Origin of the sequence: Azonexus sp. (genome assembly GCF_041909095.1) — a bacterium.
Taxonomy (GTDB): domain Bacteria; phylum Pseudomonadota; class Gammaproteobacteria; order Burkholderiales; family Rhodocyclaceae; genus Azonexus.
The window spans coordinates 554,083-579,175 of sequence record NZ_JAYREB010000001.1; the positions used below are offsets into that span (position 1 = coordinate 554,083).

At 64.4% G+C, this 25,093-nt stretch carries 26 protein-coding genes; 6 read left to right on the forward strand and 20 right to left on the reverse strand.

Annotated elements, in window-relative coordinates; translation table 11 throughout:
* Window positions 1-3: 3 nt before the first annotated feature.
* The 11 genes from ACE3OV_RS02705 to ACE3OV_RS02755 form a co-directional block, all read right to left on the reverse strand.
* Window positions 4-882: a WD40/YVTN/BNR-like repeat-containing protein gene (locus tag ACE3OV_RS02705; protein WP_374324777.1), complete on the reverse strand. Its 879-nt coding sequence runs from the start codon at window positions 880-882 to the stop codon at window positions 4-6.
* Between the two features lie 341 nt (window positions 883-1,223).
* Window positions 1,224-1,433: a 2-hydroxymuconate tautomerase gene (locus tag ACE3OV_RS02710; RefSeq protein ID WP_374326221.1), complete on the reverse strand. Its 210-nt coding sequence runs from the start codon at window positions 1,431-1,433 to the stop codon at window positions 1,224-1,226.
* The gene (gene dmpH, locus ACE3OV_RS02715; protein WP_374324778.1) at window positions 1,433-2,221 is read right to left on the reverse strand and encodes a 2-oxo-3-hexenedioate decarboxylase; all 789 of its coding nucleotides are present in this window, start codon (window positions 2,219-2,221) and stop codon (window positions 1,433-1,435) included. Before dmpH ends, ACE3OV_RS02710 begins: the two co-directional genes overlap by 1 nt.
* Window positions 2,218-3,249 (reverse strand): 4-hydroxy-2-oxovalerate aldolase, encoded by a 1,032-nt coding sequence (gene dmpG, locus ACE3OV_RS02720; RefSeq protein ID WP_374324780.1) that lies wholly within the window; start codon window positions 3,247-3,249, stop codon window positions 2,218-2,220. The genes dmpH and dmpG overlap by 4 nt, the downstream gene beginning before the upstream one ends.
* Before the next feature lie 11 nt (window positions 3,250-3,260).
* Window positions 3,261-4,175, reverse strand: coding sequence for an acetaldehyde dehydrogenase (acetylating) (locus tag ACE3OV_RS02725; protein WP_374324782.1), 915 nt, complete (start codon window positions 4,173-4,175; stop codon window positions 3,261-3,263).
* Between the two features lie 23 nt (window positions 4,176-4,198).
* Window positions 4,199-4,993 (reverse strand): SDR family NAD(P)-dependent oxidoreductase, encoded by a 795-nt coding sequence (locus tag ACE3OV_RS02730; RefSeq protein ID WP_374324784.1) that lies wholly within the window; start codon window positions 4,991-4,993, stop codon window positions 4,199-4,201.
* A gap of 10 nt (window positions 4,994-5,003) precedes the next feature.
* Window positions 5,004-5,786 carry a 2-oxopent-4-enoate hydratase gene (dmpE, locus tag ACE3OV_RS02735; RefSeq protein ID WP_374324786.1) on the reverse strand — a complete coding sequence of 261 codons (783 nt, stop codon included), beginning with the start codon at window positions 5,784-5,786 and terminating at the stop codon, window positions 5,004-5,006.
* A gap of 17 nt (window positions 5,787-5,803) precedes the next feature.
* The gene (locus ACE3OV_RS02740) at window positions 5,804-6,628 is read right to left on the reverse strand and encodes an alpha/beta fold hydrolase (RefSeq protein WP_374324788.1); all 825 of its coding nucleotides are present in this window, start codon (window positions 6,626-6,628) and stop codon (window positions 5,804-5,806) included.
* 8 nt (window positions 6,629-6,636) lie between these two features.
* Window positions 6,637-8,091, reverse strand: a complete 1,455-nt coding sequence (locus ACE3OV_RS02745) for a 2-hydroxymuconic semialdehyde dehydrogenase (protein ID WP_374324790.1) — start codon at window positions 8,089-8,091, stop codon at window positions 6,637-6,639.
* A 41-nt stretch (window positions 8,092-8,132) separates the two neighbouring features.
* Window positions 8,133-8,561, reverse strand: coding sequence for a heme-binding protein (locus ACE3OV_RS02750; RefSeq protein ID WP_374324791.1), 429 nt, complete (start codon window positions 8,559-8,561; stop codon window positions 8,133-8,135).
* Window positions 8,561-9,487 carry a catechol 2,3-dioxygenase gene (locus tag ACE3OV_RS02755; RefSeq protein WP_374324793.1) on the reverse strand — a complete coding sequence of 309 codons (927 nt, stop codon included), beginning with the start codon at window positions 9,485-9,487 and terminating at the stop codon, window positions 8,561-8,563. Before ACE3OV_RS02755 ends, ACE3OV_RS02750 begins: the two co-directional genes overlap by 1 nt.
* Window positions 9,488-9,660: 173 nt before the next feature.
* Here ACE3OV_RS02755 and ACE3OV_RS02760 point away from each other — a divergent pair, with 173 nt between their 5' ends.
* Window positions 9,661-10,371, forward strand: a complete 711-nt coding sequence (locus tag ACE3OV_RS02760; RefSeq protein ID WP_374324795.1) for an FCD domain-containing protein — start codon at window positions 9,661-9,663, stop codon at window positions 10,369-10,371.
* A gap of 12 nt (window positions 10,372-10,383) precedes the next feature.
* On the opposite strand, the gene ACE3OV_RS02765 is transcribed toward ACE3OV_RS02760, so the two are convergent.
* Genes ACE3OV_RS02765 through ACE3OV_RS02795 form a run of 7 tightly spaced genes read right to left on the reverse strand, consistent with a single transcriptional unit; the run spans window position 10,384 to window position 15,381 of the window.
* Window positions 10,384-10,725, reverse strand: a complete 342-nt coding sequence (locus ACE3OV_RS02765; RefSeq protein ID WP_374324797.1) for a 2Fe-2S iron-sulfur cluster binding domain-containing protein — start codon at window positions 10,723-10,725, stop codon at window positions 10,384-10,386.
* A 14-nt stretch (window positions 10,726-10,739) separates the two neighbouring features.
* Window positions 10,740-11,801, reverse strand: a complete 1,062-nt coding sequence (locus ACE3OV_RS02770; protein WP_374324799.1) for an NADH:ubiquinone reductase (Na(+)-transporting) subunit F — start codon at window positions 11,799-11,801, stop codon at window positions 10,740-10,742.
* A 12-nt stretch (window positions 11,802-11,813) separates the two neighbouring features.
* Window positions 11,814-12,170 (reverse strand): phenol hydroxylase subunit P4, encoded by a 357-nt coding sequence (locus ACE3OV_RS02775; protein ID WP_374324801.1) that lies wholly within the window; start codon window positions 12,168-12,170, stop codon window positions 11,814-11,816.
* Window positions 12,171-12,224: 54 nt separating this feature from the next.
* Entirely contained in the window at window positions 12,225-13,781 is a 1,557-nt protein-coding gene (locus ACE3OV_RS02780) for an aromatic/alkene/methane monooxygenase hydroxylase/oxygenase subunit alpha (RefSeq protein ID WP_374324803.1), read from the reverse strand.
* A 15-nt stretch (window positions 13,782-13,796) separates the two neighbouring features.
* The gene (locus ACE3OV_RS02785) at window positions 13,797-14,066 is read right to left on the reverse strand and encodes an MmoB/DmpM family protein (RefSeq protein ID WP_374324805.1); all 270 of its coding nucleotides are present in this window, start codon (window positions 14,064-14,066) and stop codon (window positions 13,797-13,799) included.
* A gap of 8 nt (window positions 14,067-14,074) precedes the next feature.
* The gene (locus tag ACE3OV_RS02790; RefSeq protein ID WP_374324807.1) at window positions 14,075-15,064 is read right to left on the reverse strand and encodes an aromatic/alkene monooxygenase hydroxylase subunit beta; all 990 of its coding nucleotides are present in this window, start codon (window positions 15,062-15,064) and stop codon (window positions 14,075-14,077) included.
* 47 nt (window positions 15,065-15,111) lie between these two features.
* A complete protein-coding gene (locus tag ACE3OV_RS02795; RefSeq protein ID WP_374324809.1) occupies window positions 15,112-15,381 on the reverse strand; it encodes a phenol hydroxylase subunit in 270 nt (89 codons plus the stop codon).
* 320 nt (window positions 15,382-15,701) lie between these two features.
* Between ACE3OV_RS02795 and ACE3OV_RS02800 the strand changes: the two genes are divergently transcribed.
* From ACE3OV_RS02800 to ACE3OV_RS02820, 5 genes are all read left to right on the forward strand, one after another.
* The gene (locus tag ACE3OV_RS02800; RefSeq protein ID WP_374324811.1) at window positions 15,702-17,378 is read left to right on the forward strand and encodes a sigma 54-interacting transcriptional regulator; all 1,677 of its coding nucleotides are present in this window, start codon (window positions 15,702-15,704) and stop codon (window positions 17,376-17,378) included.
* Between the two features lie 13 nt (window positions 17,379-17,391).
* Complete coding sequence (locus ACE3OV_RS02805) at window positions 17,392-18,294, forward strand: LysR substrate-binding domain-containing protein (RefSeq protein ID WP_374324813.1); 903 nt, start codon at window positions 17,392-17,394, stop codon at window positions 18,292-18,294.
* Between the two features lie 67 nt (window positions 18,295-18,361).
* Complete coding sequence (locus ACE3OV_RS02810) at window positions 18,362-19,636, forward strand: Hsp70 family protein (protein WP_374324815.1); 1,275 nt, start codon at window positions 18,362-18,364, stop codon at window positions 19,634-19,636.
* Window positions 19,637-19,827: 191 nt separating this feature from the next.
* Entirely contained in the window at window positions 19,828-20,094 is a 267-nt protein-coding gene (locus ACE3OV_RS02815) for a helix-turn-helix domain-containing protein (protein WP_374324817.1), read from the forward strand.
* On the forward strand, window positions 20,094-21,437 hold the full coding sequence (locus ACE3OV_RS02820; RefSeq protein WP_374326222.1) for a type II toxin-antitoxin system HipA family toxin: 1,344 nt from the start codon (window positions 20,094-20,096) through the stop codon (window positions 21,435-21,437). Before ACE3OV_RS02815 ends, ACE3OV_RS02820 begins: the two co-directional genes overlap by 1 nt.
* A gap of 148 nt (window positions 21,438-21,585) precedes the next feature.
* Here the strand turns inward: ACE3OV_RS02820 and ACE3OV_RS02825 are convergent, their stop codons facing one another.
* Entirely contained in the window at window positions 21,586-22,212 is a 627-nt protein-coding gene (locus tag ACE3OV_RS02825) for a response regulator transcription factor (protein WP_374324819.1), read from the reverse strand.
* The gene (locus ACE3OV_RS02830) at window positions 22,209-25,046 is read right to left on the reverse strand and encodes an ATP-binding protein (protein WP_374324822.1); all 2,838 of its coding nucleotides are present in this window, start codon (window positions 25,044-25,046) and stop codon (window positions 22,209-22,211) included. Before ACE3OV_RS02830 ends, ACE3OV_RS02825 begins: the two co-directional genes overlap by 4 nt.
* Window positions 25,047-25,093 lie beyond the last annotated feature (47 nt).

A 25,093-nucleotide genomic window follows, 5' to 3' on the forward strand; every position in this document is an offset into this window, starting at 1 on the left:
GTTCTACTTGTTGTTGGCGGTGCCGATGGTGCGCAGCAGGCCACCCGGGCCGCCGACGACGATCGCCGCCTGACCGGCGATGGAAGCGCCGCCACCGAGGAACATCGGCAGCGGGTCGGGATACGGCACGTTGCGCCAGGCATCCCCTTCCAGGCGAGCGACGACGCCACCGTTGCCGACCGCGAAGGGCACGCCCTCGTGCATGAACAGGCGGTTGAGCGGCGTCTGCGTGGCGTTGGCCTGCTTCTGCCAGGTCTGGCCGCCGTCGCGGGTATGCATCATCTGGCCAGCGATGCCGCTCACCCAGCCTTCGCTGGCATTGTGGAAGAGCGCGGCATAGGGGTAAAAATCGCCGGGAATCGCCGCCGCTTTCTGCCAGCTCGCGCCGCCATCGTCGGAGCGCAGCGCGAGGCCGAACTCGCCGAAGGCGTAGGCGCGTTTTTCGTCGACGAACTGGATTGTCGTGATCTGGGTATCCTCGCCGAGATCGGTGACCTGCCAGGTCTTGCCCTGATCCTGGCTGCCGGCGATGGTGGCGTTGGTGCCGACCACCCACCAGCCGCCCTGCGGGCTGCAGGCGACGGCGAGCGGCGTGCGCGGCTGCTCGATGGCCACCGGCTGCCAGTTGCCACCGTCGGCATCGGCATGCCACAGCTTGCGGTAGTGGTCGATGGCGATGAAGGTCTTGTCGCTGCAGACAGCGATGTCGACCAGCGACACGTGGCCGAGCGCCTGACGTTCCCAGGTCTTGCCCTGGTCGCGCGAGATCAGCGCGACGCCGCTCTGGGTGCCGACGACCAGCACCTTGCCGTTGCCGGCGATGGCCTGGCTGACGTCGTAGCGCTGCACCGGGCGCGCCCGCTCGCTGGCGATGCCAGACATGTCCGGCGCCTGCGTGCAGGCTGCCAGCAATACAACCGCCACCGCCGCGGACAACGGCAATGGCCTAGTGGCAGATATCCGCCCCATAAAACCTCCTCCTGTGCGGCGGCCCTTTCCGGGTCCGCCCTGTCTTGCCTCCGCACCGGTGGCAGTGGTCTGCCCCGCGCGAAATCTCGATATTTTTATGTTGGATTGACTATGGCCGACTTCGACCAATACCGTCCAATACCATTTGATGAATCAATTCATACTCTTTCGGTATCACGACCGATGCGCGTTTCCGCTGGCCGGCCGTCCCCGCCGACCACTGGCGGGAGACGGGCGCCTGCCTTGAGCCAGCGCTAGCGGCCGAGGTCCCGGGCGGTCTTGCCGCCGATCCCCCACTGCCCCTTCGGCACGTCCTGGATCCACACCCGGGTGTTCTCCAGCGGCGCGCCAAGGGCTTCCGCCATCGCCGCGCTGACCTTCTCGATGAGCAGCTTCTTCTGTTCGTCGGTACGACCTTCGATCAGGAAAATCTGGGCAAAAGGCATTTCCGTTTCCTCCCGGATCAGGCGAACTTGAGGCTGACGCTACCCAGCGACTGGATGCGCAGATTGACGTGATCGCCAGCGGCGACGGAAACCGCTTCGGTGACGCCGCCAGAGAGGATCATCGTGCCGGCCGGGATTTCCTCGCCGCGGGCGCCAAGGTGGTTGGCCAGCATGGCGACCGCCGCCGCCGGATGACCGAGCACCGAGGCACCGGCGCCGATCGAGACGACCTGGCCGTTCTTCTCCATGACCACGCCCAGCGTGCGCAGGTCGACGTCGGCCACCGGCACCGCCATGCCGCCCAGCGCGTAGCGCGACGACGAGCAGTTGTCGGCGATGACGCTCTTCAGGTCGAACTTGAAGTCGCGGAAACGCGAGTCGATGACCTCGATCCCGGCCATCACGAAATCGGTCGCGGCGAGCACCGAACCGACGTGGCAGCCGGGGCCGCTCAATGCCTTCTTCAGCACGAAGACGATTTCCGGCTCGACCTTGGGATGGATCAGTTCCTTGATCTTCACTTCGCCACCGTCGGCCACCGTGAAATAGTCGACCAGGAAGCCGAAGCACGGCGTGTCGACGCCCATCTGCTTCATCTTGGCATGCGAGGTCAGGCCGCACTTGAGGCCGACCACCTTGTTGCCGCGCGCCAGCTTGCGGCGCAGGATTTCAGCCTGGATGGCGTAGGCGTCGTCCCAGTCCATCTCGGGATGGGCGTCGGTGATCTTGACCACGTCGTGCGCCTGCAGCTCGGCGTTTTCGAGCAGTTCCGCCAGTTCGGCGATGGTGTTCTGGTTCAGTTTCATGCGAGCAGTCCCCGTTCTCTGGCCATCGTGATGGCGGTGTCTTCGATCATGTCTTCCTGGCCGCCGACCATGCCGCGACGGCCCAGTTCGACCAGAATCTCGCGCGCCGGCACGCCGTACTTGGCGGAGGCGCGCTTGGCGAACAACAGGAAGGAGCCATAGACGCCGGCATAACCGAGGGTCAGCGCGTCGCGGTCGATGCGGATCGGGAAGTCCATGATCGGCACCACCAGGTCCTCGGCGACGTCGGTGATCTTCGCGACATCGACGCCGGTCTCGATACCCATCAGGCTGCACACGGCGATCAGCACTTCCATCGGCGTGTTGCCGGCGCCGGCGCCGAGCCCGGCGGCCGCTGCGTCGATCCGGTTGGCGCCGACTTCGATGGCGGCGATGCTGTTGGCGACGCCCATCGCCAGGTTGTGGTGGCCGTGAAAACCGAGCTCGGTTTCCGGCTTCAGCGCCTCACGCACCGCGCTCAGGCGGGCCTTGACCGTCTCCGGCAGCAGGTGGCCGGCGGAATCGGTGACGTAGATGCAGTTGGCGCCGTAGGACTCCATCAGCTTGGCCTGCTTGACCAGGCCTTCCGGGCTGTTCATGTGCGCCATCATCAGGAAGCCGACGGTGTCCATGTCGAGCTTCCTCGCCATCGTGATGTGCTGCTCGGAGACGTCGGCTTCCGTGCAGTGGGTGGCGACGCGGATGGTGTTGACGCCCAGTTCGCGCGCCATCTTCAGGTGATCGACGGTGCCGATGCCCGGCAGCAGCAGCGCCGAGACCTTGGCCTGCTGCATCTTCGGGATCACCGCGCCGAGGTATTCCTCGTCGGTGTGCGCCGGGAAGCCGTAATTGACCGACGAGCCGCCGAGGCCATCGCCATGGGTGACTTCGATCAGCGGAATGCCGGCGGCGTCGAGGCCGGTGGCGATGCTGACCATCTGGTCGAGGCTCATCAGGTGACGCTTGGGATGCATGCCGTCGCGCAGCGTCATGTCGTGGACGGTGATTTTCTTGCCCTGCAGTGTCATCTCATCTCTCCTCAGGCACGGACCGGCTCAAGCTTGAGCGTGCCCTTGATCATTTCTTCGGCGAACATCTCGGCGGTGCGCGCACCGGCGGCGGTCATGATGTCCAGGTTGCCGGCGTAGGTCGGCAGGAAGTCGCCCAGGCCCTGCACTTCCAGATAGACGGAAACGCGGTTGCCGTCGAACACCGGGCCGTTGACCAGGCGGTAGCCCGGCACGTACTTCTGGACTTCCTTGATCATGGCGTGGATCGATTCGGTGATCGCCGCCTGGTCGGGCGCCGTTTCGGTCAGACAATGCACGGTGTCGCGCATGATCAGCGGCGGCTCGGCCGGGTTGATGATGATGATCGCCTTGCCCTTCTTGGCGCCGCCAACCTTCTCGACGGCGCCGGCGGTGGTGCGGGTGAATTCGTCGATGTTCTTGCGCGTGCCGGGACCGGCCGACTTGCTGGAGACGGTGGCGACGATCTCGCCGTAGGCCACCGGCTGCACGCGGGAGACGGCGGCGACCATGGGGATCGTCGCCTGGCCACCGCAGGTGACCATGTTGACGTTCATCTCGCGCTTGCCGACGTGCTCGACCAGGTTGACCGGCGGCACGCAGTAGGGACCGATGGCGGCCGGCGTCAGATCGATCATCAGCACGCCGAGTTCGTTGAGCTTGCGGCTGTTCTCGGCATGGACGTAGGCGCTGGTCGCGTCGAAGGCGATCTGCACCTTGTCGGCCAGGACGTGCGGCAGCAGGCCGTCGACGCCCTCGGCGGTGACTTTGAGGCCCATTTCGGCGGCCCGCTTGAGGCCTTCCGATTCGGGGTCGATGCCGACCATCCATGCCGGCTCGAGGAAGGGACTGCGCTTCAGTTTGTAAAGCAGGTCGGTGCCGATGTTGCCGGGACCGATCAGCGCGCATTTGATTTTCTGGGTCATGGGATTAGTCCTTGTTGTCAGGGTCAACACATGGTGGAAACGACGCCGCCCTCGACGCGCAGCGCCGCGCCGGTCGTCGCCGACGCTCGCGCGCTGCAGACGTAGGCGACCAGCGCCGCCGCCTCGGCGGGGGCTATCATTCTTTTGAGGATGGAAGTCGGCCGGCCCTCGGCGAAGAAGCGGCGCTCCATCTCGTCGAGACCGATGCCGGCCTCGTCAGCCAGCTTGCCGAAGAAGTCGGCGACGCCTTCGGAGCGGGTCGGGCCGGGCAGCACGGCATTGACCGTGACGCCGGTGCCGGCGCAACTCTGCGCCAGGCCGCGGGAAACGGCGAGCTGGGCCGACTTGGTCATGCCGTAATGCACCATCTCGCCCGGCGTGTTGATGCCGGACTCGCTGGAGATGAAGACGATGCGGCCCCAGTTGGCGGCCTTCATCGCCGGCAGGTAGTGACGGGCGACGCGCACGCCGCTCATCACGTTGGTGTCGAAGAAGCGCTGCCATTCGCTGTCCGGAATGGCCTCGAAGGGCGACGGGTCGAAGATGCCGAGGTTGTTCACGACGATCTCGGCCTGCGGGCAGGCGGCAAACAGTTCGGCGCAGCCGGCGGCCGTTGCCAGGTCGGCGGCAACACCGCTGACGCGGGCGCCCGGCACCTGCTCACGCAGGCGGGCGAGCGCCGCATCGACGCCGGCCTGACGACGGCCATTGATGGTGACCACGGCCCCTTCGCGCGCCAGTTCGGCAGCGATGGCGAAGCCGATGCCGGCGGTCGAGCCGGTCACCAGCGCGGTCTTGCCGTTGATCTGCAAGTCCATTGCAGCGGCCTCAGACGAAACGCACCGAGCAGCCGCCGATGCCGCCGACGGTGACGCGCAGGCTGTCGCCGGCCTTGACCGGGAACAGCGGCGCCAGCGAACCGGAGAGGATGACCTCGCCGGCCTTCAGCGGAATGCCAAGCTTGCCCAGGGTGTTGGCCAGCCAGGCGACGGCGTTGATCGGCGAACCGAGCGCGGCGGCGCCGGCACCGGTACCGATGATCTCGCCGTTCTTCTCGACCACCATGCCGCACATCGTCAGGTCCAGCTTCTTCGGATCGACCAGGCGATCACCCAGCACGAAGACGCCGCAGGAGGCGTTGTCGGCGACGGTGTCCTGGATCTTGATCTTCCAGTCCTGGATGCGCGAATCGACGATCTCGAAGCAGGCCATGACGCCCTCGGTCGCCGCCAGTACGTCGGCGTTGGTGACGCCCGGCCCCATCAGGTCCTTCTTCAGCACGAAGGCGATCTCGCCCTCGGCCCGCGGCTGGATCAGCGTGTCCATCGGGATCGATTCACCCTCGTTGTACACCATGCCGTCGAGCAGGTAGCCGAAGTCGGGCTGATAGACGCCGAGCATGTCCATCACCACCTTGCTGGTGACGCCGATCTTCTTGCCGATGACCTTCTCGCCGTTGGCCAGGCGGCGCGCCAGCATCTGCTGCTGGATGTGGTAGGCGTCCTCGATCGTGATGTCGAAGCCGCGCGAGGTCAGCGGGCTAACCGTCTGGCGATTGGCCAGCGCCTCGTAGAGCTCGTCGCCCAGCTGGAGAATTTGTGCTTTTTCCATCGTCTTGTTTCCTCGGTTCAGTCAGCCAGGAAATGGCCGACCAGATGGTTGAAATCGGCGCTGTGCTCGATCTGCACCCAGTGACCGCAGCGGCCGAAGACGTGCAGTTGCGAGTCGTCGATCCAGCGGTTGAGCGTCAGCGAGGTGTCGAGCGGAATGATCCGGTCGTCGCGACCGTGGATGATCAGCGTCTTGTGCTTGATCGCCCGGATGTCGGCCTCGCGGCTCGCCATCGCATCGACCCAGCGCTGACGCGGCGCCGGGAACATGGCCGAGAACGATTCCTGGAAGCCGGGACGGATGCTGGCCTGATAGCGCAATTCGGCCAGTTCGTCGGTAACCAGGCTGCGGTCGTGGGCGAACAGGTCAAGCAGGCCGCGCATCGCTGCCAGCGACGGCTCGTAACCCCAGGCGGCGTCGAGGCCCGGCGTCAGCGCAAAGGGCACGCCGACGCTGCCCATCAGCACCAGCCGCCGCACCCGCTGCGGATGGCGAATGGCCAGCGCCAGGGCGATGGCGCCGCCGAAGGAGTTGCCGACCAGATCGGTCTGTTCGATGCCGAGCGCGTCGAGCACGCCGACGGCATGATCCACCCAGCCATCGATGCCGTAGTTGATGCCGGCCGGCCGTTCGGTATAGCCGAAGCCGACCATGTCCGGGGCGATGACGCGGCGCGTGCGGGACAGTTCCGGCAGCACCAGCCGCCAGTTGGCCCAGGCGGTGACGCCCGGGCCGGAGCCATGGATCAGCAGCACCGGCGCCCCGTTGCCGACGTCGTGACAGTTGGTCTCGATGCCGCCGGCGACGATGCGCTGGCCGATTTCCGGGGAGTTCGCGGACATGGCTCGCCTTACAGCTTGATGCAGACGTTCTTGAGTTCGGTGTAGAACTCGAGTGAATGCACGCCACCCTCGCGGCCGATGCCGGAGTTCTTGGAACCGCCGAAGGGGGTGCGCAGGTCGCGCAGAAACCAGCTGTTGACCCAGACCAGGCCGGCTTCGATGCGCGCAGCGACGCGATGGGCACGATTGACGTCCTGGGTGAACACCGAGGCGGCCAGCCCGTAGTCGGTGCCGTTGGCGCGCTTGATGACTTCCTCTTCGCTGTCGAAGGGCATCACCGTCGTACACGGCCCGAAGATTTCCTCGCGCACCACCGCGGCGCTCTCGTCGAGGCCGGTCCAGATGGTCGGCTGCACCCAGGCGCCGTTAGCCAGTTCGCCCGGCATCTCGGGCACGCCGCCGCCGCTGACGACGGTGGCCCCTTCCTCGACTGCCTTCTTGTAGTAGGACAGCACCTTGTTGCGGTGTTCCTGGCTGATCAGCGGCCCCATGTTGGCGGAAGCGTCGTCCGGCACGCCGAGCTTGAGCTTCTCGGCGCCTTCCTTGAGGCGGGCGACGAAGGTATCGAACAGCGGACGCTCGACATAGACCCGCTCGGTGCCGAGGCAGACCTGGCCGCAGTTGGAGAAGCAGGAACGAATGGTGGCTTCGATGGCGACATCGAGGTTGGCATCGGCGAAGACGATGGCCGGATTCTTGCCGCCCATTTCCAGCGACACCGGCCGGGCGCCGTCGGCGGCGGCCTTCATGATGGCGGCGCCGGTACGCGTCTCGCCGGTGAAGGTGATGGCGTTGACACCCGGGTTGGTGGTCAGGAATTCGCCGGCCGAGTTCGGGCCGAAACCCTGCACCACGTTATAGACACCCTTGGGCACGCCGCAGGCGTTCATCACTTCGCCGAGCAGGGTCGCCGTGGACGGGGTTTCTTCTGACGGCTTGACCACCACCGTGTTGCCACAGGCAAGCGCCGGGCCGACCTTCCAGGTCATCAGCAAAAGCGGCAGGTTCCACGGGCAGACGACGCCGACCACGCCAACCGGCCGGCGCATCGCGTAGTTGATGGCGCCCTTGCCGTCCGGCGTCGCCATTTCGAAAAACTCGGTCGGCGCGTTCTTGATCACGTCGGCGAAGATCTTGAAGTTGGCGGCACCGCGCGGAATGTCGATGTGCGATGCAAGGCTCTTCGGCTTGCCGGTATCGGCGCATTCAGCGTCGAGGAATTCGCTGAAGCGGCGGGTGATCTCGTCGGCCACCTTGTTCAGGATGTCGGTGCGTTCGACCACGGTCATCCGCCCCCAGGGGCCGTCGAGGGCTGCGCGGGCGGCAGCGACGGCGGCATCGACCTCGGCCTTGCCGGCTTCATGCACCATGCCGATCAGGCTGTTGTCGAGCGGCGAGCGCTTCTGGAATTGCTTGCCGGTGGCGACGAATTCGCCGTTGATGAAATTCAGGATCTGTTTCATTCCTTGTTGTCCTTGTTGGGGTTTGCTGTTCCAGTTTTTGTTCAGGCCAGACCGATGGCGGCGAGGCCGGCCCTGGCGCATTCCTCGTCCTCGGTTTCGGAGGCGCCGGAGACGCCGATGCCGCCGATCCACTCCCCGCCCTCACCGGGCAGCGGCAGGCCGCCGCCGAAGACGATCAGGCGTGGCTGATTGGCGAAGCCGAGCTTCATACCCTCGTCGTGACCGATCGCCCCCATCCAGGCCTTGGTCGGGAAGCCGAAACTGGCCGAGGTGTAGGCCTTGTCGATGGCGATCTCGATCGAGTGAATGAAGGCGCCCGGCTGGCGCAGGAAGGCCATAAGGTTGCCGCCGCGGTCGACGACGGCGACGTTGATCCGCCAGCCGCGGGCGGCGGCATGCGCCACCGCCGCGCTGCAGGCGGCCGCGGCCGCCTCGGCGGTGATGCCCGGCAGGCTGGCGGCGACTTGCATCAGGTCACCACCGTCAGGAAGCGGTCGTTCAGCTTGCGGTCGTGGTAGAAGACGGCGGCGCCGACTTCGTCCATCGTCCACTTGGTCGGCTTCTGATCGGGATAGGCATAGTTGCCGCCGCAGAAGGTCTCGAAGCGGTTGCCGTTGGGATCGAAGGCGTAGATCGTCGTGCCGCGAGTGACGCCGTGGCGGGTCGGGCCGATGTCGATCGAGACGCGGTTCATCGACATGATGTCGGCGGCGCGCAGTACCTGCTCCCAGGTTTCAAGCAGGAAGGAGACGTGGTGCAGCTTGCCCGGCTCCGGGTGGCGGACGAAGGCGATGTCGTGCGCCTTGGTCGAGCAGGACAGCCAGATTGCCAGATCCTGGTTGTCGTCCAGCGCGATGTGCTCGACCAGGAAGAAGCCCAGCACGTCCTGGAAGATGGCCTGCGCCTTCTCGATATCCGGGCCGTAGAGCAACGCGTGATCGAGGCGGATCGGGGCGATGCCCTTTTCGGCGTTGGCGCACCAGGCTTCCGGATTGAGGTCGCCCATGTCGTTGCCGATGGTCGTCTTGTGCGCATACAGTTCGATGTCGTGCCCCGTCGGCAGGGTGAAGCGCACGCGCTCGCCGGTTTCCAGCAGTTCGCCGGCCGGGATGCGCTTGGTGGCGACGCCGTAGGCGTTCAGATCCTTCTCCAGCTTGGCCAGGGTGGCATCGCTGTCGACCTTGAAGGCGAAGAAGTCGATCCCGGCGGTATCGGCCTGGCGCAGGATCACGCTGTGGTGATCGCGCTCTTCCCAGGTCTTGAAATAAACACGGCCCTGGGCATCGCGACCGGTTTCGATCAAGCCCAGCACCTTCGAGTAGAAATCAACGCTTTCCTCAATGTCGAGAACCCGCATCTGCGCGTGTCCGGGACGAAGTACGCCTGTCATTGCCATTTGTCTGCTCCTCTTTATTGATGTGATTGATCGATCAATCCTGCAACCGATTTACTATTACGATATTTACAAGCAATCTCGATGTCAACGTGTTTTCTCGAGATTTTTAAATTAACCCGGAAATTTTCTTTGCGGGTTAGAATTTTTCATCCTCGTTTTCTTCTCCAACCAACATGAACATCCGTGCCGCCGCCGAAGTGTTGTCCGCCGAGCCCAAGACCCTGGTCGAATCGGCTTACCGCGCCCTGCGCCGCGACATCATCGAAGGCAAGCTGGCGCCCGACGAAAAGCTGCGTGTCGAACACCTCAAGGACAACTACGGGGTCGGCGCCGGCACGCTGCGCGAGGCGCTTTCCCTGCTCATCGCCGATGCTCTGGTGGTCAGCCAGGGACAGCGCGGCTTCCGCGTCTCGCCGGTGTCGCTCGAGGACTTCGAGGACATCACCCGCACCCGCGTCATGCTCGAATGCGAGGCGCTCCGGCAGTCGATCGCGATCGGCGACGATGCCTGGGAAGCCAGCCTGGTGGCCGCCTTCCACCGCCTCGCCAAGGCCGAGGAAAAGCGCATCGGCAGCGACGTCCGCGAAGAATGGGAAGAGCGCAACCGGATCTTCCACGAGGTCCTGATCGCCGCCTGTCCGTCCCGCTGGCTCAAGCATTTCCTCTCCATCCTCTACTACCAGGCCGAACGCTACCGCCGCCTGTCGCTCTACCTGCAACCGATCCCACGCGACATCCACGCCGAGCACGAAGCCCTGCTGCACGCCGCCATCAACCGCAATGCCGAGCAGGCTGCCGCCCTCCTCGCCGAGCACATCCTGATGACCTTCCGGTCGGTACAGGCGATTCCCAGCGAGGAACTCAACCGCAAGCTGACGGCCTGAGCGCGGCGGCCGTCACAGGACCGCCACCACCCCGGCCGGTGCCGGCGCCAGGCGACAGACGTTCTTCGCCATCTTGCCCAACACCTTCAGCGTGATGTCGCTGGTCGGCCGCACCCGGCAGGCCAGCACCCGGCCCGCCGCCTCGTCCTCGACGCTGACGTACTCCCGGCTCATCACCCGCTTGACGTAGCTGCCCGAGGTGATCTCGACCTTGCACACGCCGCAGCCGCCGCCCCGGCAGCCGACCGGAATGCCCTTCTTGCCGAGGCGTTCCATGCCGGCCAGCAGCGACTCCTGCGGCGAGCAGCGGTAGCTTTCCCCGGTTTCCTCGATCAGCACGTTGAAATAGATCATCGTCGCGCTCCCGCTCAGATGTTCTTGAACAGCGGGCTTTTCAGCTGCTGCGAGGCATCGGCCGCGGAGAAGAACTTCTCCATGTAGATGTCGCGCTCGAACAGCCGGCCCTGCATCAGTGTCGTGACGCAGGCTTCGATCATCGCCGGCGGCCCGCACAGGTATGCCTTGTGGCCTCGGAAATCGTTGGCGAAGTGCGCCTTGGCCGCTTCATGAACGAAACCGCGCGCACCGTCCCAGTCCGAGCCGGCCGGCTCGTCGGAGAGCGCCGGCACGTAGCTGAAGTTCGGGTATTTTTCGGCAAGGGCGCGAAATTCGGCGTCGTAGTACAGTTCGGCGCGGTTGCGCTGGCCGTAGACCAGGGTCATCGGCAAGCTGCAGCCGGCGCCAAGCAGTTCCTCGATCATCGATTTCGGGCTGGACAGCCCGGAACCGCCGGCCATGAAGATGAGCGGCACGTTGGCCGACTTCTTGACGAAGAAGCGCCCGTAAGGCCCGCTCAGCTTGAGGCTGTCGCCGACCTGCAACTGCTGGTGCAGCCAGGCGGTGACCTGGCCACCCGGCACGATACGGACGTTGAGTTCGACGACATCGCCGCCATCCGGCGCGTTGGCCAGCGAGAAGGCGCGCGACTGGCCGGGGAAGGCCTCGACTTCCAGATTGACGTACTGACCGGCCTGAAACTGCAGCGGCCGGTCGAGCTTGATCCAGATGCCGCGGATGGTCGGCGTCAGTGCTTCGATCCTGACCACCTCGCCGGCGTAGTCCTCGACCGGCAGGTTGAGCGAGTCGGGATCGTCCTCGATCTCGGCTTCGATCACCACGTCGGATTCGAGACGGGCGCAGCAGGCCAGGCACTTGCCCTCCTCGCGCTCGAAGTCCATCAGGGCGAAGGTCGAGGCCTCGCCGTGATCGACTTCACCGTCGGTGACCTGCACCTTGCAGGTGGCGCACAGGCCGTGACAGCAGGCGTGCGGCAGGTAGATGCCTGCACGCAGGGCGGCGTCGAGGATGGTCTGGCCATCCTCGACTTCGATCGTCTGGCCCAGTGGTTCGATGGTCAGTTCGTAGCTCATGCCGCCCCCGGCTCAGAAGTAGGTACCGTTGCCGTTCAGGCCGGGCGTCTGCAGACGCAGCACGTCCTTGTGCTTGAGCCCCTGCTCGGCCAGCGTCTTGTTCATGTCGGGCACGAAGGGCTGGCCCGACTTGAGCCAGACTGCCTTGGAAAAATCGACCTGCGCCCAGTCCGGGTGGCGGCTGTAGGAATGCGGCAGATGTTTTTCGACCACTTCGGAGAATTTGGTCTCCGGCGGCAGGCAGTAGGCGAACGGTGCGCAGAACATCAGGTGGTCGTCCCAGCCGATGTAGAGCAACTGGTTACCGTGGAACTTGTCCTGGGTATCGGCGGCCGGGTAGTTGTAATCGTAAAGGGCTTTGACAGCCATGTTTGTCTCCTTTTGTTGTGAGCGGGGGCACGCCGGCCCCCGGGCTTTCGTCGGTCAGGTGTTCTGCGTTGCCATGCCGCGCCAGGCGGCGAAGTTGGCCTGGTCGCCGGAACCTTCGTAGTCCATGTTGTCCTTGCCGTTCTGGATGTGGTACCACTCGAGCACCTTGAGCATCGGATCGAAACCTTCGACGGTCGGATCGGTGCCTTCCGGGAAGCAGTTGCCCTGGTAGATCTGGTGTACCGGCAGCCAGGCCTGGATGTACTTCTCCGGCTCATCGTCGAAGATGTGCTTACAGCCGTCCGAACAGGTGTGGTACTTCTCGCCCTGGTAGTCGGATTCGCGGTAGCAGATCTTGGTCGGATCGTCCGGCTCGGTGAACACCATCGGAATCTGGCAGACCTGGCACAGCATGGGCAGCGTGTTGTTGTAGAAACGCTCGCCGCGGTCGGCCATTTCGCGCCACTGGGTGAAGCGCGGCCGGTAGTACTTGTCGAAGGTGTTCGGGTACTTGGCCGACAGCCAGTCCATTTCCTCGTCGTTCGGCAGCCAGGTATGGAAATCCGAGGCGTGGGCGTACTGGTAGAAGGTGGCCCAGGCCTGGTGCGAGATGTGTTCCTTGTCGACCGTGCATTGGGTGATGCACTCCGGGACCTTGATGCCGTACTTGGCGAGGTCGTTGAACAGCGCGCCGCCGTTCTGCTCGAAGTAGATTTCCCAGGCTTCCTTCCAGCTCATGACGCGCTTCGGCAGCATGTAGTCCATCATCATGCCGACCAGGGTGAGCACGCGGATGCCGCGCCAGGCCCACTTGTCGATCCATTTCTGGACGATCGGCAGGTTGTCCGGGTCCTGTTCGAGCATGAACTTGATGCATTCGAGGCCGAGCGTCATGTGCCGCGCTTCGTCGGACTGCGCCGAGAAACCGAAGGTGACGGTGGCCATGTCGCCGTTGTAGGCGGCGCCCGACATGAAGGGAACGAACAGCAGGTTGGTCAGCACGTATTCGAAGGAGAAGCCGATGGCGATCATCCATTCGAAGGGGCCGGCCGAGAAGGCGTCGTCGAAGAAGGACTTAGGCACCGACAGGTACCAGACGCGTTCGATCTGGTGCGTCGCGCCGGCGTGGAATCCTTCGTAAAACTTGTTGTAGTTGGACAGCGCGTGGATCTGCGTCTGCGCGTGGCGGACTTCGTCGATTGACTGCATCAGGCAGGCGACGCGCGGACCAACGCCGGGGAAGTTGCGGCCGGCGGCGGCGAAACCGCGGTGGGCAACGTATTCGAGCGGCGAAATCCCGGTCAGGAAGAGCTTGACCGCGTTCAGGTAGCGCGCGTCGGTGATGCCGAGGTGGCCGTTGTTCTGGGCGAAGGCGTCGAGCACCGCGTAGAGCTTGCGTTCTTTCTCGGCCTGGTACTTCCAGTAGGCGTCCATGGTCAGGCGGAAGGGATCTTCCCACTTGTCCCAGTCGTGAATCTTGATGCCTTCGAAGGCAGCCTGCGGGAAGACCTTGTCCATCGGCTGGTAGGTGGTGTCCCAACCCAGGCCGCGCGTCATGTGGGCGTACTTTTCCTTGAGGCCCAGCTTTTTCTTGGTGGCTTTCATGTCCATCAGAGTTCTCCTTGCTCAGTTTTTCCAGGCCAGCGTCAACTGGTCGTCGTCCTCATCCATGTTTCCGGAGAGCGTGATCAGGTTGACCTGCAACTCCTGCAGGTCGAAATCGCGGCCAATACGTTCCTCGATCGATTCGCGCTTGATCACCAGGCTGCCCTCGGCGTTGATCTTGACCATGGCCGGCTGCTCGTCGAGCACGGCATGCGGGTTGTCGGCGAGGATCGACTCAATGATCGGCCGGGTGTCCTCGTTGGTTTGAAAGGCGATGAATACGGTAGACATGAAGACTCCTAGACGGCCAGGCCAAGCTTGGCGCAACGGGCATTGAATTCGGCGGCGACATCGGCCAGCACATCGGCCGAGGTTTCGCCAAAAGCGCGCGCGGCGATTGGCGCCAGCGCGGCGAGCGTGGCGGCGCGGTACTGCTGTACCCAGTCGCTGAGGATCGCCTTGTTCTCCGGCGACTCGGCGGCCGCCACCTTGATCTGGGCATCGACCCACTTGGCGGTCTCGGTCGACCATTCGGCCATGAAGCGGGTCATCATCGAGATCGCGGTGCCGCCCTTGGCCGAGAAATCGGCGTCGAGGTGGTCGTAGAGCAGCGGGTTGAGCAGGCCTTCGAGGACCAGGTTCTGGGCGACGAAGATCTCGAACCAGTCCTGCAGCACCAGCAGGTTTTCGACGTGCTCGCGCAGCGGTTGCCAGTTCGGGCAGGACATCCAGGCGGTCTTGGCGGCGTCGAGCGCGTCCGGGCCGTCGAGGACGAGACCGATGCGGGTCAGGTACTGGGCGACGCCCAGGTGATCCATCGCGTGGTAGAGGCAGGGCTGGGTGATCACCGTGCCGTAGCCGTAGGCGGCAATGTAGGAATTGCCCATGTTGCCGCCCCATTCGACGTGGCGCATCGGCACCAGGATGTCGAGCGCGGTCTGCCGCAGTTCGGCCGGGATCAGTTCGGCCAGGCCGCGATCCTCGATCATCTCGAAGCTCGATTCGGCGGCTTCCTGCTGCCGGGCACGGGCGATGGTGTAGGAGCCGTAGTAGTACTGGCGCGGGTCCTTCAGCGCGTACCAGTCCTGCATCTGAATCCTGGTGCGCTTCTTGTCGAACAGCACGTTGTCGGCATCCCAGCTCGGCCGGTAGTGGAAGATATGTTCCTGCTGGATGTTGTAGCTGCCTTCCTGGTAACGGCTGGCCGGCTTGTCGCCAAAACGCTCGACCAGGTGGTCGAAGGTGTGGCGCAAGGGTTTGATCGCCACGGTGCGCAGATCAATCTGCATGTTTGTCTCCTGTCGTTATTCCCGCGAACGGGGTTCTTGAAACTTCGTCAAACTGCGTCTTCAAAGCCCTGGCGCGAGGCGTCGTTCAACCGGGAAACCCAGTCGCCCTGCTCCGACGTCGCCGGATCGAGCACGATCACCTCGTTGGCCAGGCAAAACTCGTGGAAGGCGGATTCCGGCAACATCAGTTCGACGGCCAGCTCCGGATCGCCGATCGCGAACTCGAATTCGATGAATCCATCCGCACGACGTTTGCAGATCCGCACGTAGCGACGCCCGGCGTCGAACGTGCTGCCCTGCCTCGGTTGCTCTCCCATCTTCTGTCTCCTGAAATCCGCACAGCGCACATCGCTGCCAGACCTTCCCTTATCAAGGAGCGTGCCAGAGAGACAAGTCTTTGTTTTTAATGAAATCCAGAAAAACTATGCAGCGCAATGCTGCAGCGCATCGTTATGAACTGATGAACTGATTCCGCGTTGATTAATTAAATGATCAATAACGAATTACGCCTGGTGATATGACCCACGCAAAAGCAAACCGTGAAATAATCTCGAGAAAATTACAGCGACAGCTGCACACGCCAGCGCAGAAGCAGACCGCCCCCGAGCCGGGCCGGCTTCGAAGACAGAGAGACAAGATGACGATCATCCAATACCCGGAATCGAACGACCTGCGCAGCCTGGTCAAGTTCTGCGAGAAGGACGGCACAATCTGGCTGGCCGAGAACCGCATGGTGCTGATGCACACCTCGGCGCTCGGTGCCTTGCGCCGCGAGCTGGTCGGTTCGGTCGGCAAGGAGCATGCGCGCCGCCTGCTCACCCGCATGGGCTATGCCGCCGGCGTCAGCGACGCCGAACTGGCCAAGCGCATCCGCGGCAACCAGTCGCTGCAGGACGCCTTCTTCACCGGCCCGCAGCTGCACATGCTGGAAGGCGTGGTGCGCGTGACGCCGGTCGAGATGGCAATCGATTTCGAGAAAGGCAGCTTCTACGGCGAATTCCTCTGGGAAAACTCCTGGGAACAGGACATCCACCTGCGCGAACTGGGGCGTTCGGAAGACCCGGTCTGCTGGTCGCAGATTGGTTACGCCTCGGGCTACACCTCGGCCTTCATCGGCCGCTTCATCCTGTTCAAGGAAGTCGAGTGCGTCGCCTGCGGCCACAACAACTGCCGCATCGTCGGCAAGCCGCTGGAAGAGTGGGAAGACGCCGAAGAGCACGCCAGCTACTTCGAGTCCGACTCGATGCTCAACCACCTGCTCGAACTGCGCCACCAGGTCGACTACCTGCGCACGACCATTTCACAGCAGGTGCAGACGCCGCAGCTGGTCGGCAATTCGGTCGGTTTCAAGCATGCCTACGACCTGGTCACGCGCGCCTCCGGCACCCAGGTCACCGTCCTGCTGCTCGGCGAGACCGGCGTCGGCAAGGAACGTTTCGCGCGCACCCTGCATCAGATGAGCCAGCGCAAGCAGGGACCGTTCGTCGCCGTCAATTGCGCGGCGATGCCCAACGACCTGATCGAATCCGAGCTGTTCGGCGTCGAGAAAGGCGCCTTCACCGGCGCGCAGACCTCGCGCATGGGCAAGTTCGAGCGCGCCGACGGCGGCACCCTCTTCCTCGACGAGATCGGCGAACTGCCGCTCGCCGCTCAGGCCAAGCTGCTGCGCGTGCTGCAGGAAGGCGAGATCGAGCGCCTGGGCGACGACCGCGTGCGCAAGCTGAACATCCGCCTGGTCGCCGCTACCAACGTCGACCTGCAGGCGGCGGTCAAGGAAGGCCGCTTCCGCTCCGACCTCTACTACCGCCTGAGCGTCTACCCGATCCAGATTCCGCCGCTGCGCGAGCGCATCGCCGACATCCCGCCGCTGATCGACGCCATGCTCGCCCGCTTCTGCACGCTCTACGAGAAGAAGCTGCTCGGCGTCAGCGACAAGGCGATGCAGGCGATCAAGCGCTACCAGTGGCCGGGCAACGTGCGCGAGCTGGAAAACATGATCGAGCGCGGCATCATCCTCGCCCCCAACGGCGGCTGGATCGAAATCGAGCATCTGTTCGCCAACGTCACCGCCGGCGATTTCGACGAAACCCGGATCAGCCAGGCCGGCGGCCTCGAACAGAAGCCGGAACCCTGCCGCAATGCCGACCTGATCGCCGCCATCCTCGACAGCGGCATCGCCTTCGATGACCTCGAAACCCGCCTCATCGACGAAGCCGTCAAGCGCGCCGACGGCAACCTGGCCGGCGCCGCGCGCACCCTCGGCATCACCCGGCCGCAACTGCAATACCGCCTGAAGAAGAAGGACGGCGGCTGACGGAGAACGCGGCATGGAATTCCGGCAACTCAAGTACTTCATCGCCGTCGCCGAGGAACTCAACATCGGTCGTGCCGCCCACCGCCTGCACATCTCGCAGCCACCGCTGACGCGGCAGATCCAGCAACTGGAGGAGGAGTTCGGCACCCAGCTGTTCCTGCGCACGGCGCGCGGCGTCGAACTGACCGAGGCCGGCGAGATGTTCCTGCGCGACGCCCGCAACATCCGCGACCTGATGACCCAGGCCGTCGAGCGCGTCCGCGAGGCCGGCCAGGGCAAACGCGGCAAGATGGACATCGGCATCTTCGGCTCCGGCATCCTCGACGTCATCCCCAAGGTGCTGCACGCCTTCCGCGCCAGCCATCCGAACGTCGAGATCGCCCTGCACCAGATGAGCAAGAAGGAACAGATCGAAGCCCTGCGCCAGCACCGCATCATCGCCGGTTTCAACCGCATGCTGGCACCGCTGCCCGACATCGCCAGCGAACCGGTGATGATCGAAAGCATCATGGTGGCGCTCAACGAAAAACACCCGCTCGCCGCCAAAGCCGCCATCCTGCTTCGGGAACTCGCCGGCCAGCCGCTCATCCTCTTCCCCAGCGGCGCCCGCCCGAGCTTCATCGACAAGGTCTGGGCCTTGTGCGCCGGCGCCGGCTTCGAACCCGAGGTCGCCCAGGAAGTCGGCGACGCGCCGACCAGCGTCGCCCTGGTCGCCGCCGGCTTCGGTCTCAGCCTGGTCCCGGAAGCGGCGAGCAGCCTGAGCGTCCCTGGCGTTGTCTACCGCCGCCTGGCCAACGCCCCCGACGCCGTCGTCGACCTCAGCTGCATCTACCGCAACGACGAAAGCTCGCCGCTACTGCACGCCTTCCTGCAGACCATCCGGGAATTCCGGGAAAAGCAGGGGGAGCGGCGCTGAGGGAAAAGCGGCTGGACAGGCAAGGAGCGGCACAGTAGCATCGCCGCCCCATCCAAAAAGCGCCCCCATGGTTTCACCTACTGCAGCCCATGCCCTCGGGATCGATTTCGGCACCTCCAACTCAACCGTCGGCTGGCTGAGGCCGCAGCAAGCAACGCTGCTCCCGCTTGAAGAGGGCAAACCGACCCTGCCTTCCGTCGTTTTCTTCAATGCCGAGGAAAACACCGTCCGCTTCGGCCGGGCGGGTCTGCAGGATTACCTCGATGGCCATGAGGGAAGGCTGATGCGTTCCCTCAAGAGCCTGCTGGGCAGCAGCCTGATTGACGGGGTCACCGAAGTCCAGGGACGCCCGATTCGCTTTCGCGACCTGCTCACCCAGTTCATCGCCAGCCTCAAGGCGCGGGCGGAAGCACACGGCGGACGCCCTTTCGATCAGGCAGTTTTCGGGCGGCCGGTGCATTTTGTCGATGACGACAGCGCTGCCGACCGACTGGCCGAGGCCACCCTGGGCGACATCGCACGCGCGGTGGGATTCAAGGAACCGAGCTTCCAGTATGAACCCATCGCCGCTGCCTTCCATTACGAGACCGGCCTGGCCCGCGAGGAAGTGGTTCTGGTCGCCGATATTGGCGGTGGCACCTCCGACTTCTCCATCGTTCGTCTTTCCCCGGATCGCGCGCGCGCCACTGAACGCTGGAGCGATGTCCTGGCCAACGACGGCATCCACATCGGCGGCACCGATTTCGACAAACAACTGAGCCTGGCCGAAGTCATGCCGCTGCTGGGCCATCGCAGCCAGCTGAAAAGCGGTCGGGAAATGCCGTCCAGCATCTACTTCAATCTGGCGACCTGGCACAGCATCAACTTTGCCTACACCCGCCAGGTCTGGGCCGAACAGCAGCGGCTCGTTCTTGAAACCATCGCGCCGGAACGCCTCGAACGCCTGCTGGCCTTGATCCGGGAGCGCGCCGGCCATTGGCTGGCCCACCAGGTTGAAGCGGTGAAGATTGCCCTTTCCAGCCAGGAAACGGCCGCGCTTTCCCTGGAGCGTTTTTCTCCGGGAGAGCAAATGCTGCTGACCCGCAGCCAGTTTGATCTGGCAGCCCTGATCCTGGTGGAAAAGATCGAGTCTGCCGTCACCCGGCTGCTGCCCGAGGCCGGGCTGAGCGCCGCCGGTATCGATACACTGTTCTTCACCGGCGGATCGAGCGGCATCCCCCTGCTGCGTCAGCGTCTTTCCGCACTGTTTCCCCAGGCCCGGGTCGTCGAAGGTGATCTTTTCGGCAGCATTGGTGCTGGCCTGGCTGTTGATGCAGCGCGCCGTTACGGGATGCGAAGTTAGAGCCGGTTCTTGGTGGGGGCCGGCAGGAATCCGGACAGTCTCTCTCCTGTCGCCACATCCCCCACGGATTTTTGAAGCTCCGTTTCGATGGCGCGCGATCTGGCTTGGTCTATCGCCATTAGCAATATTTGCACTTTATCGCCATAGACGATAAATTCAAGATATCGCCATTACCGATAACCGAGGCACGCATGTCCTTGCCGACCCCGTTGACAACAATTCACACGCCGGAGCAGCTAGGCGCCATCCTGCGGGACCAGCGCCGCGCCAGCAAGATGTCGCAGAGTGAAGTTGCGACACGCCTCAACATCAGCCAGAGCTGGTTCTCAGATTTGGAGCAGAACCCGGCGGAGCTGAATCTGGCGCGACTGCTGGTACTCGCAAAAACGCTGGGGCTCGAGGTGATGGTCCGCTCGCAGGATGCGAGCCCCGGCAGTACATCAGGCGAGGACTGGTGATGGGCCGCAAGTCGCAGCAGCGGGTCCTGGCGCTCTGGATGAATGGCGCGCGGGTGGCGGACTGGACGATATCGCCCAATGGCCACGATCAATTGCGCTACGACGAGGCATGGCTGCAGTCCGATCGCCGGCGCCCGCTGTCGTTGTCACTGCCACTGCAAAGCGGCGTGATCCGGACTGCGGCAGTAGGCGCCTATTTTGACAACCTGTTGCCGGACAGCGATTCGATCCGCAAGCGCTTGCAGACACGCTTTGGGACCGCCACGCGAGGCGCCTTCGATTTGCTGGAAGCGATCGGCCAGGACTGCGCGGGCGCGGTCCAACTGCTGCCCCTGGACAGCGAGCCGAGCGATTACCGCAAAACGGAAGCGACGCCCCTGAGCGAGGCCAAGGTGGCGCAGGTGCTCCGCGACGCGGTCCTGCCCGGCGGCGGGATTCACCGGGAGGAGCGCGCCGATTTTCGCATCTCGATTGCGGGGGCGCAGGAGAAAACCGCGCTGACCTTGATTGACGGCCAGTGGTGCCTGCCGCACGGCGCCACGCCGACGACGCACATATTCAAGCTGCCCCTGGGGCGGGTTGGCGCACGCCAGGCAGACATGCGTACCTCAGTGGAAAATGAGTGGCTGTGCGCAAAGTTGCTCGATTTGTTCGGCGTTCCGGTAGCCGAGACCGCGATGGCGAGCTTCGAAGATCAAAAGGCGCTGCTGCTGACTCGCTTCGACCGCCAGCGGATGGCTGAGGGATACTGGCTGCGATTACCCCAGGAGGATTTTTGCCAGGCACTCGGCTACCCGAGTGCGCTGAAGTACGAAAGCGACGGCGGGCCCGGGCACGCGGAAATCGTTGAAAAACTGGTGTATTCGCGCAATGACCGCGACCTTGAAAACTTTTTCCGTACGCAGGTCCTGTTTTGGCTGCTGGCAGCCACCGATGGTCACGCCAAAAACTTCTCGATCCGGCTGCTAGCGGGGTCGGCGTACGAAATGACGCCGATGTACGACGTGCTCTCTGCCTGGCCGGTGACCGGGCAGGGGGCGGGTTTGCTCGATTACAGAGAGCTCAAGCTGGCCATGGCGCTACGCAGCAGGAATGCGCACTACCTGCTGGAAACAGTCCAGGCACGGCATTTCGTGCGCCTGGCAGAGCGCTGCCGTATTCCGCGTGATCTCGCGATCCGGCTTATCGAGGAGTTGATCGCGATGACGCCGGTCGTGGTTGATCAGGCTGGGGCATTGCTGCCCGATGGCTACCCCATGGATGTGTTTGAGGCAATCACCAAGGGGCTTCAATGGTCGGCAGACCGGCTGGCGCAGAGCCTTGCGCTGGGCCCCCTGAGATAGAAAGGGCCGTCTTCGGGCGTTCTTGCCCTGCTGATGGGATGACAGCCGAAGCCTGAACGTTTCCGGAATTTTGTGCAAAGCGAGCCGTTGCCCCCCGGCAGTCCGCGATAGCCGCCACAGCGCCAGTTCCCGTTCGCCGACCTTGCCCTCACCCGCCCGGCTTCAGCCGCTGCAGCGCGAGCGCCAGTTCGGGCAGCGAACGGAAGCGCATCTTGCTCATGACGTTGTGGCGGTGCACCTTGATCGTGCTTTCCGAAATGCCCAGTTCGTAGGCGATGACCTTGTTCGCCCGGCCCTGGACGACCAGGGCGAGGACTTCCTTCTCGCGCGGCGTGAGCTGATCGTAGCGGGCCTGCAGCTCGGCGCATTCGAGCTTTTTGTGAAATTCGCTGCTGACGTGGGAAAGCGCGCTGGTGATGGCTTGCAGCAGGGCGAAGTCCTCGAAGGGTTTCTTGAGGAAATCGATGGCGCCGGCTTTCATCGCGCGCACGGCGTCGGGCACGTCGCCATGGCCGGTGATGAAGATGATCGGCAGTTGCCAGTTGCGGCGACTCAGCTCGTCCTGCAATGCGAGGCCGTCGAGCCCCGGCATGCGCACGTCGAGGACGGCGCAGGAAAAATCCTTCAGCCGCTCCTGGGCCAGGAAGTCGAGCGGCGAGGCGAAGACCTCGACCAGCATGCCTTCGGCGCGCAGCAGGCTGCTCAGGGATTCGCGGATGGAGACGTCGTCATCGACGATATAGACCGTTGGCGACAGGCTGCCGGTTTCCTTCATGCGTCCCCCGCCGGCAGGCAAAAAGCGAAGCGCGTGCCGTACGCGCTGCTGGCGTCGAGCCAGAGCGTGCCGCCGTGGCTTTCAATGATCGACTTGCTGATTGCCAGCCCCATGCCCAGCCCATCGCTCTTGCTCGAGCAGAAGGCTTCGAAGATGCTACCGGCCATCTCGGCGGGGATGCCAGGACCGTTGTCCTCGACCGTGAACAGCACGCCACAGCCCGGGCTGTGGCGCACGCCGAACTCGATGCGCCGGCACCCGCTCTGGGCACGCATGGCGTCAACGGCATTGACCAGAAGGTTGAGGATGACCTGCTGCGCCTGGACCTGGTCGCCGAACAGTGGCGGCAGGTCAGGCGCCAGGCGCAGGTCGATACTGACGTCGGCGTCGCTGAGGGTACGGCGCAGCATCTGGATCAGGGCGTCGATCATTCCCGGAATATCCATTCTTTCCCGCTTCAGCCCTTCCTTCTTGAGGAAACGCCGGATGCGGGCGATCACGTCGCCGGCATGCGCGGCATCGCGATGCACCCGCTGCAAGGCAGCCACGACTTCCTGATGGTCCGGTTCCTCGCGTTCCAGCCAGCGCAATGCGGCATGGCTGTTGGTAACGATCGCGGCGAGCGGCTGGTTCACCTCGTGGGCGATCGACGCCACCAGTTCGCCCATCGTCGTCAGGCGCGAGACGCGGGCGAGGTCGGCCTGCGTCTTGGCCAGCGCATCCTCGGCCTCTTTCTGCGCCGTCAGATCCTCGACGATGACGGCGATGCGCGGCCCCTCATGGTCGACCTCGGGGATCACCGACGCGCAGACCTTGACCCACAGGTAGCTGCCGTCCCGCCTTTCGTAACGTTTGCGCAGCTGATAGCTGCCACAACGTCCGCCGGTCAGGCCATCGACGTTGCTCCGGGTCACCGCCTTTTCCGCATCTTCCGAAATATCGACGAAGGAAAGGCCGGAAATTTCTGCAGGGCCGTAGCCGAGCATCCGTTGCAGCGCCGGATTGGCCTTCATGATCCGGCCGTCGGCGTCGGCCAGCGCGATGCCGACCGCGGTGTTCTCGTAGAAACCCTGCCAGCGCCGTTCGGAAATCTGCAGCGCGCGCATGCCTTCCTGCAGCGACTTGCGGCTGGCGATCAGGCCGAGCATCAGCTCGCTGATGTCGGAGGCCTGCGAGTTCAGTTCCTTCTGCAGGAGATCGACGCTACGCTTGACGATCACCAGGTTGCGCACGCGGGCGCGCAGCTCCTGCGGCGAGAAGGGCTTGGTCAGGTAGTCCTGGACGAAGCCTTCGAGCAGGGTCTCGCGCAGCGCGTCGTCGGCGCGCGCCGAAAGCACCAGGACGGGGATGTGCGAGGTCTGGCGACGACGCAGTTCGTGGATGAACTGCTCACCGTCCATCTCCGGCATCATCAGGTCGGTGATCACCAGGTCGGGCGGCTCGGCGCAGACCAGGTCGAGCGCCAGGCCGCCGTTCTCGACCAGCGTCACCTGGTAGTCGTCGGCCAGCACGTCGTGCAGGAACTGGCGCAGGTCGGGGTTGTCCTCGGCGATCACGACGCGCGGCTGGCCGGCGTTTTCCGGGCGGCGCGGGGCGTCGAACTGGCGCGGCAGCTCGATCGCCGGCGAGGCCGGCGTCCAGCCCGCGTCACCGCTGCGAACGTAGGCGCCGGCCGGCGCGCGCAAGGGCAGCTCGATCTGAAACAGCGCGCCGCACTCCGGCGCGTCGAGCAGCGAGATCGTCCCGTGGTGCAGCTCGACGAACTCCTTGACGATGTTGAGGCCGAGCCCGCTGCCCTTGGCCGACAGCTCCTCGGTGCCCTGCGCGTAGCGGTCGAAGACCTGGCCTTTCTGGGCGTCGGGGATGCCCGGGCCGTTGTCCTGGATGCCGAGCAGCAGGCGCTCGCCGGGCAGGCGCTCGAAGGTGCAGCGGATGCGCCCGCCGCGCGGCGTGAATTTGAAGGCGTTGGAGAGCAGGTTGGTGACGACGCGGGCGAACTTGGCGCGGTCGATGTCGGCGTAGAGTTCCTCGGCACCGGCAAAGCTCAGCGCGATGGCGCGCTCCTCGGCGACGGCGTCGAAGCCGGCGGCGACCTCGCGCACCAGCTCCACGATGTCGGCGCAGACATACACCAGCGGCATCTCGCCGGCGTCGATGCGGGCCAGGTCGAGCAGGTCGTTGACCTGCTGCAGCAGCGCCTGGGCGTTGCGCTTGATGGTCAGCAGACGCGACTGCTCGCGCTCGGAACGGCCCGCCTCCTGCAGCAACTGGTTCACCGGGCCGAGGATCAGCGTCAGCGGCGTGCGCAGCTCGTGGCTGACGTTGGCGAAGAACTTGGTCTTGAAGCCGTCGAGCGCCCGCAGCTTTTCCAGCGCGGCGTGCACCTCGTTGTTGCGGCGGGTCAGCTCGGCCTCGATGGCGATCTTTTCCGAGATGTTGCGGCCTTCCGGCAACAGGAAGGCGACCCGTCCGGCGTCGTCGAAGATCGGTGTCAGCGAGAAGTCGACGATGATCGTCCGGCGGCCGCTTGATTCGCCGTAGATCTCGATGTCACAGCGCACGAACTGGCCGCTCGCGGCTTCCGCCACCATCGTCCGCACCCGTTCCTGGGTGGCCGCCGACAGCGCCCACCAGCGGGCTTCCCAGAACGGCTTGCCGACCACTTCCTCGAGCTTGATCCCGGCGCCGTCGAGCGCCGCCTGATTGATCTCGATGACCCTGCCGTCGACGTCGAGCAGGCCGAGAAACTGGTACATCGAGTCGAGGATGATCCGCGCCAGCTTCTGGCGCCGGACATCGAGGGGGTCGTCGGCCGACAGTTCGACGCCCTTCACGGGCGCCTCCCTACCGTCTCTGCCCAGCGGGTTGATATTGGCCATGA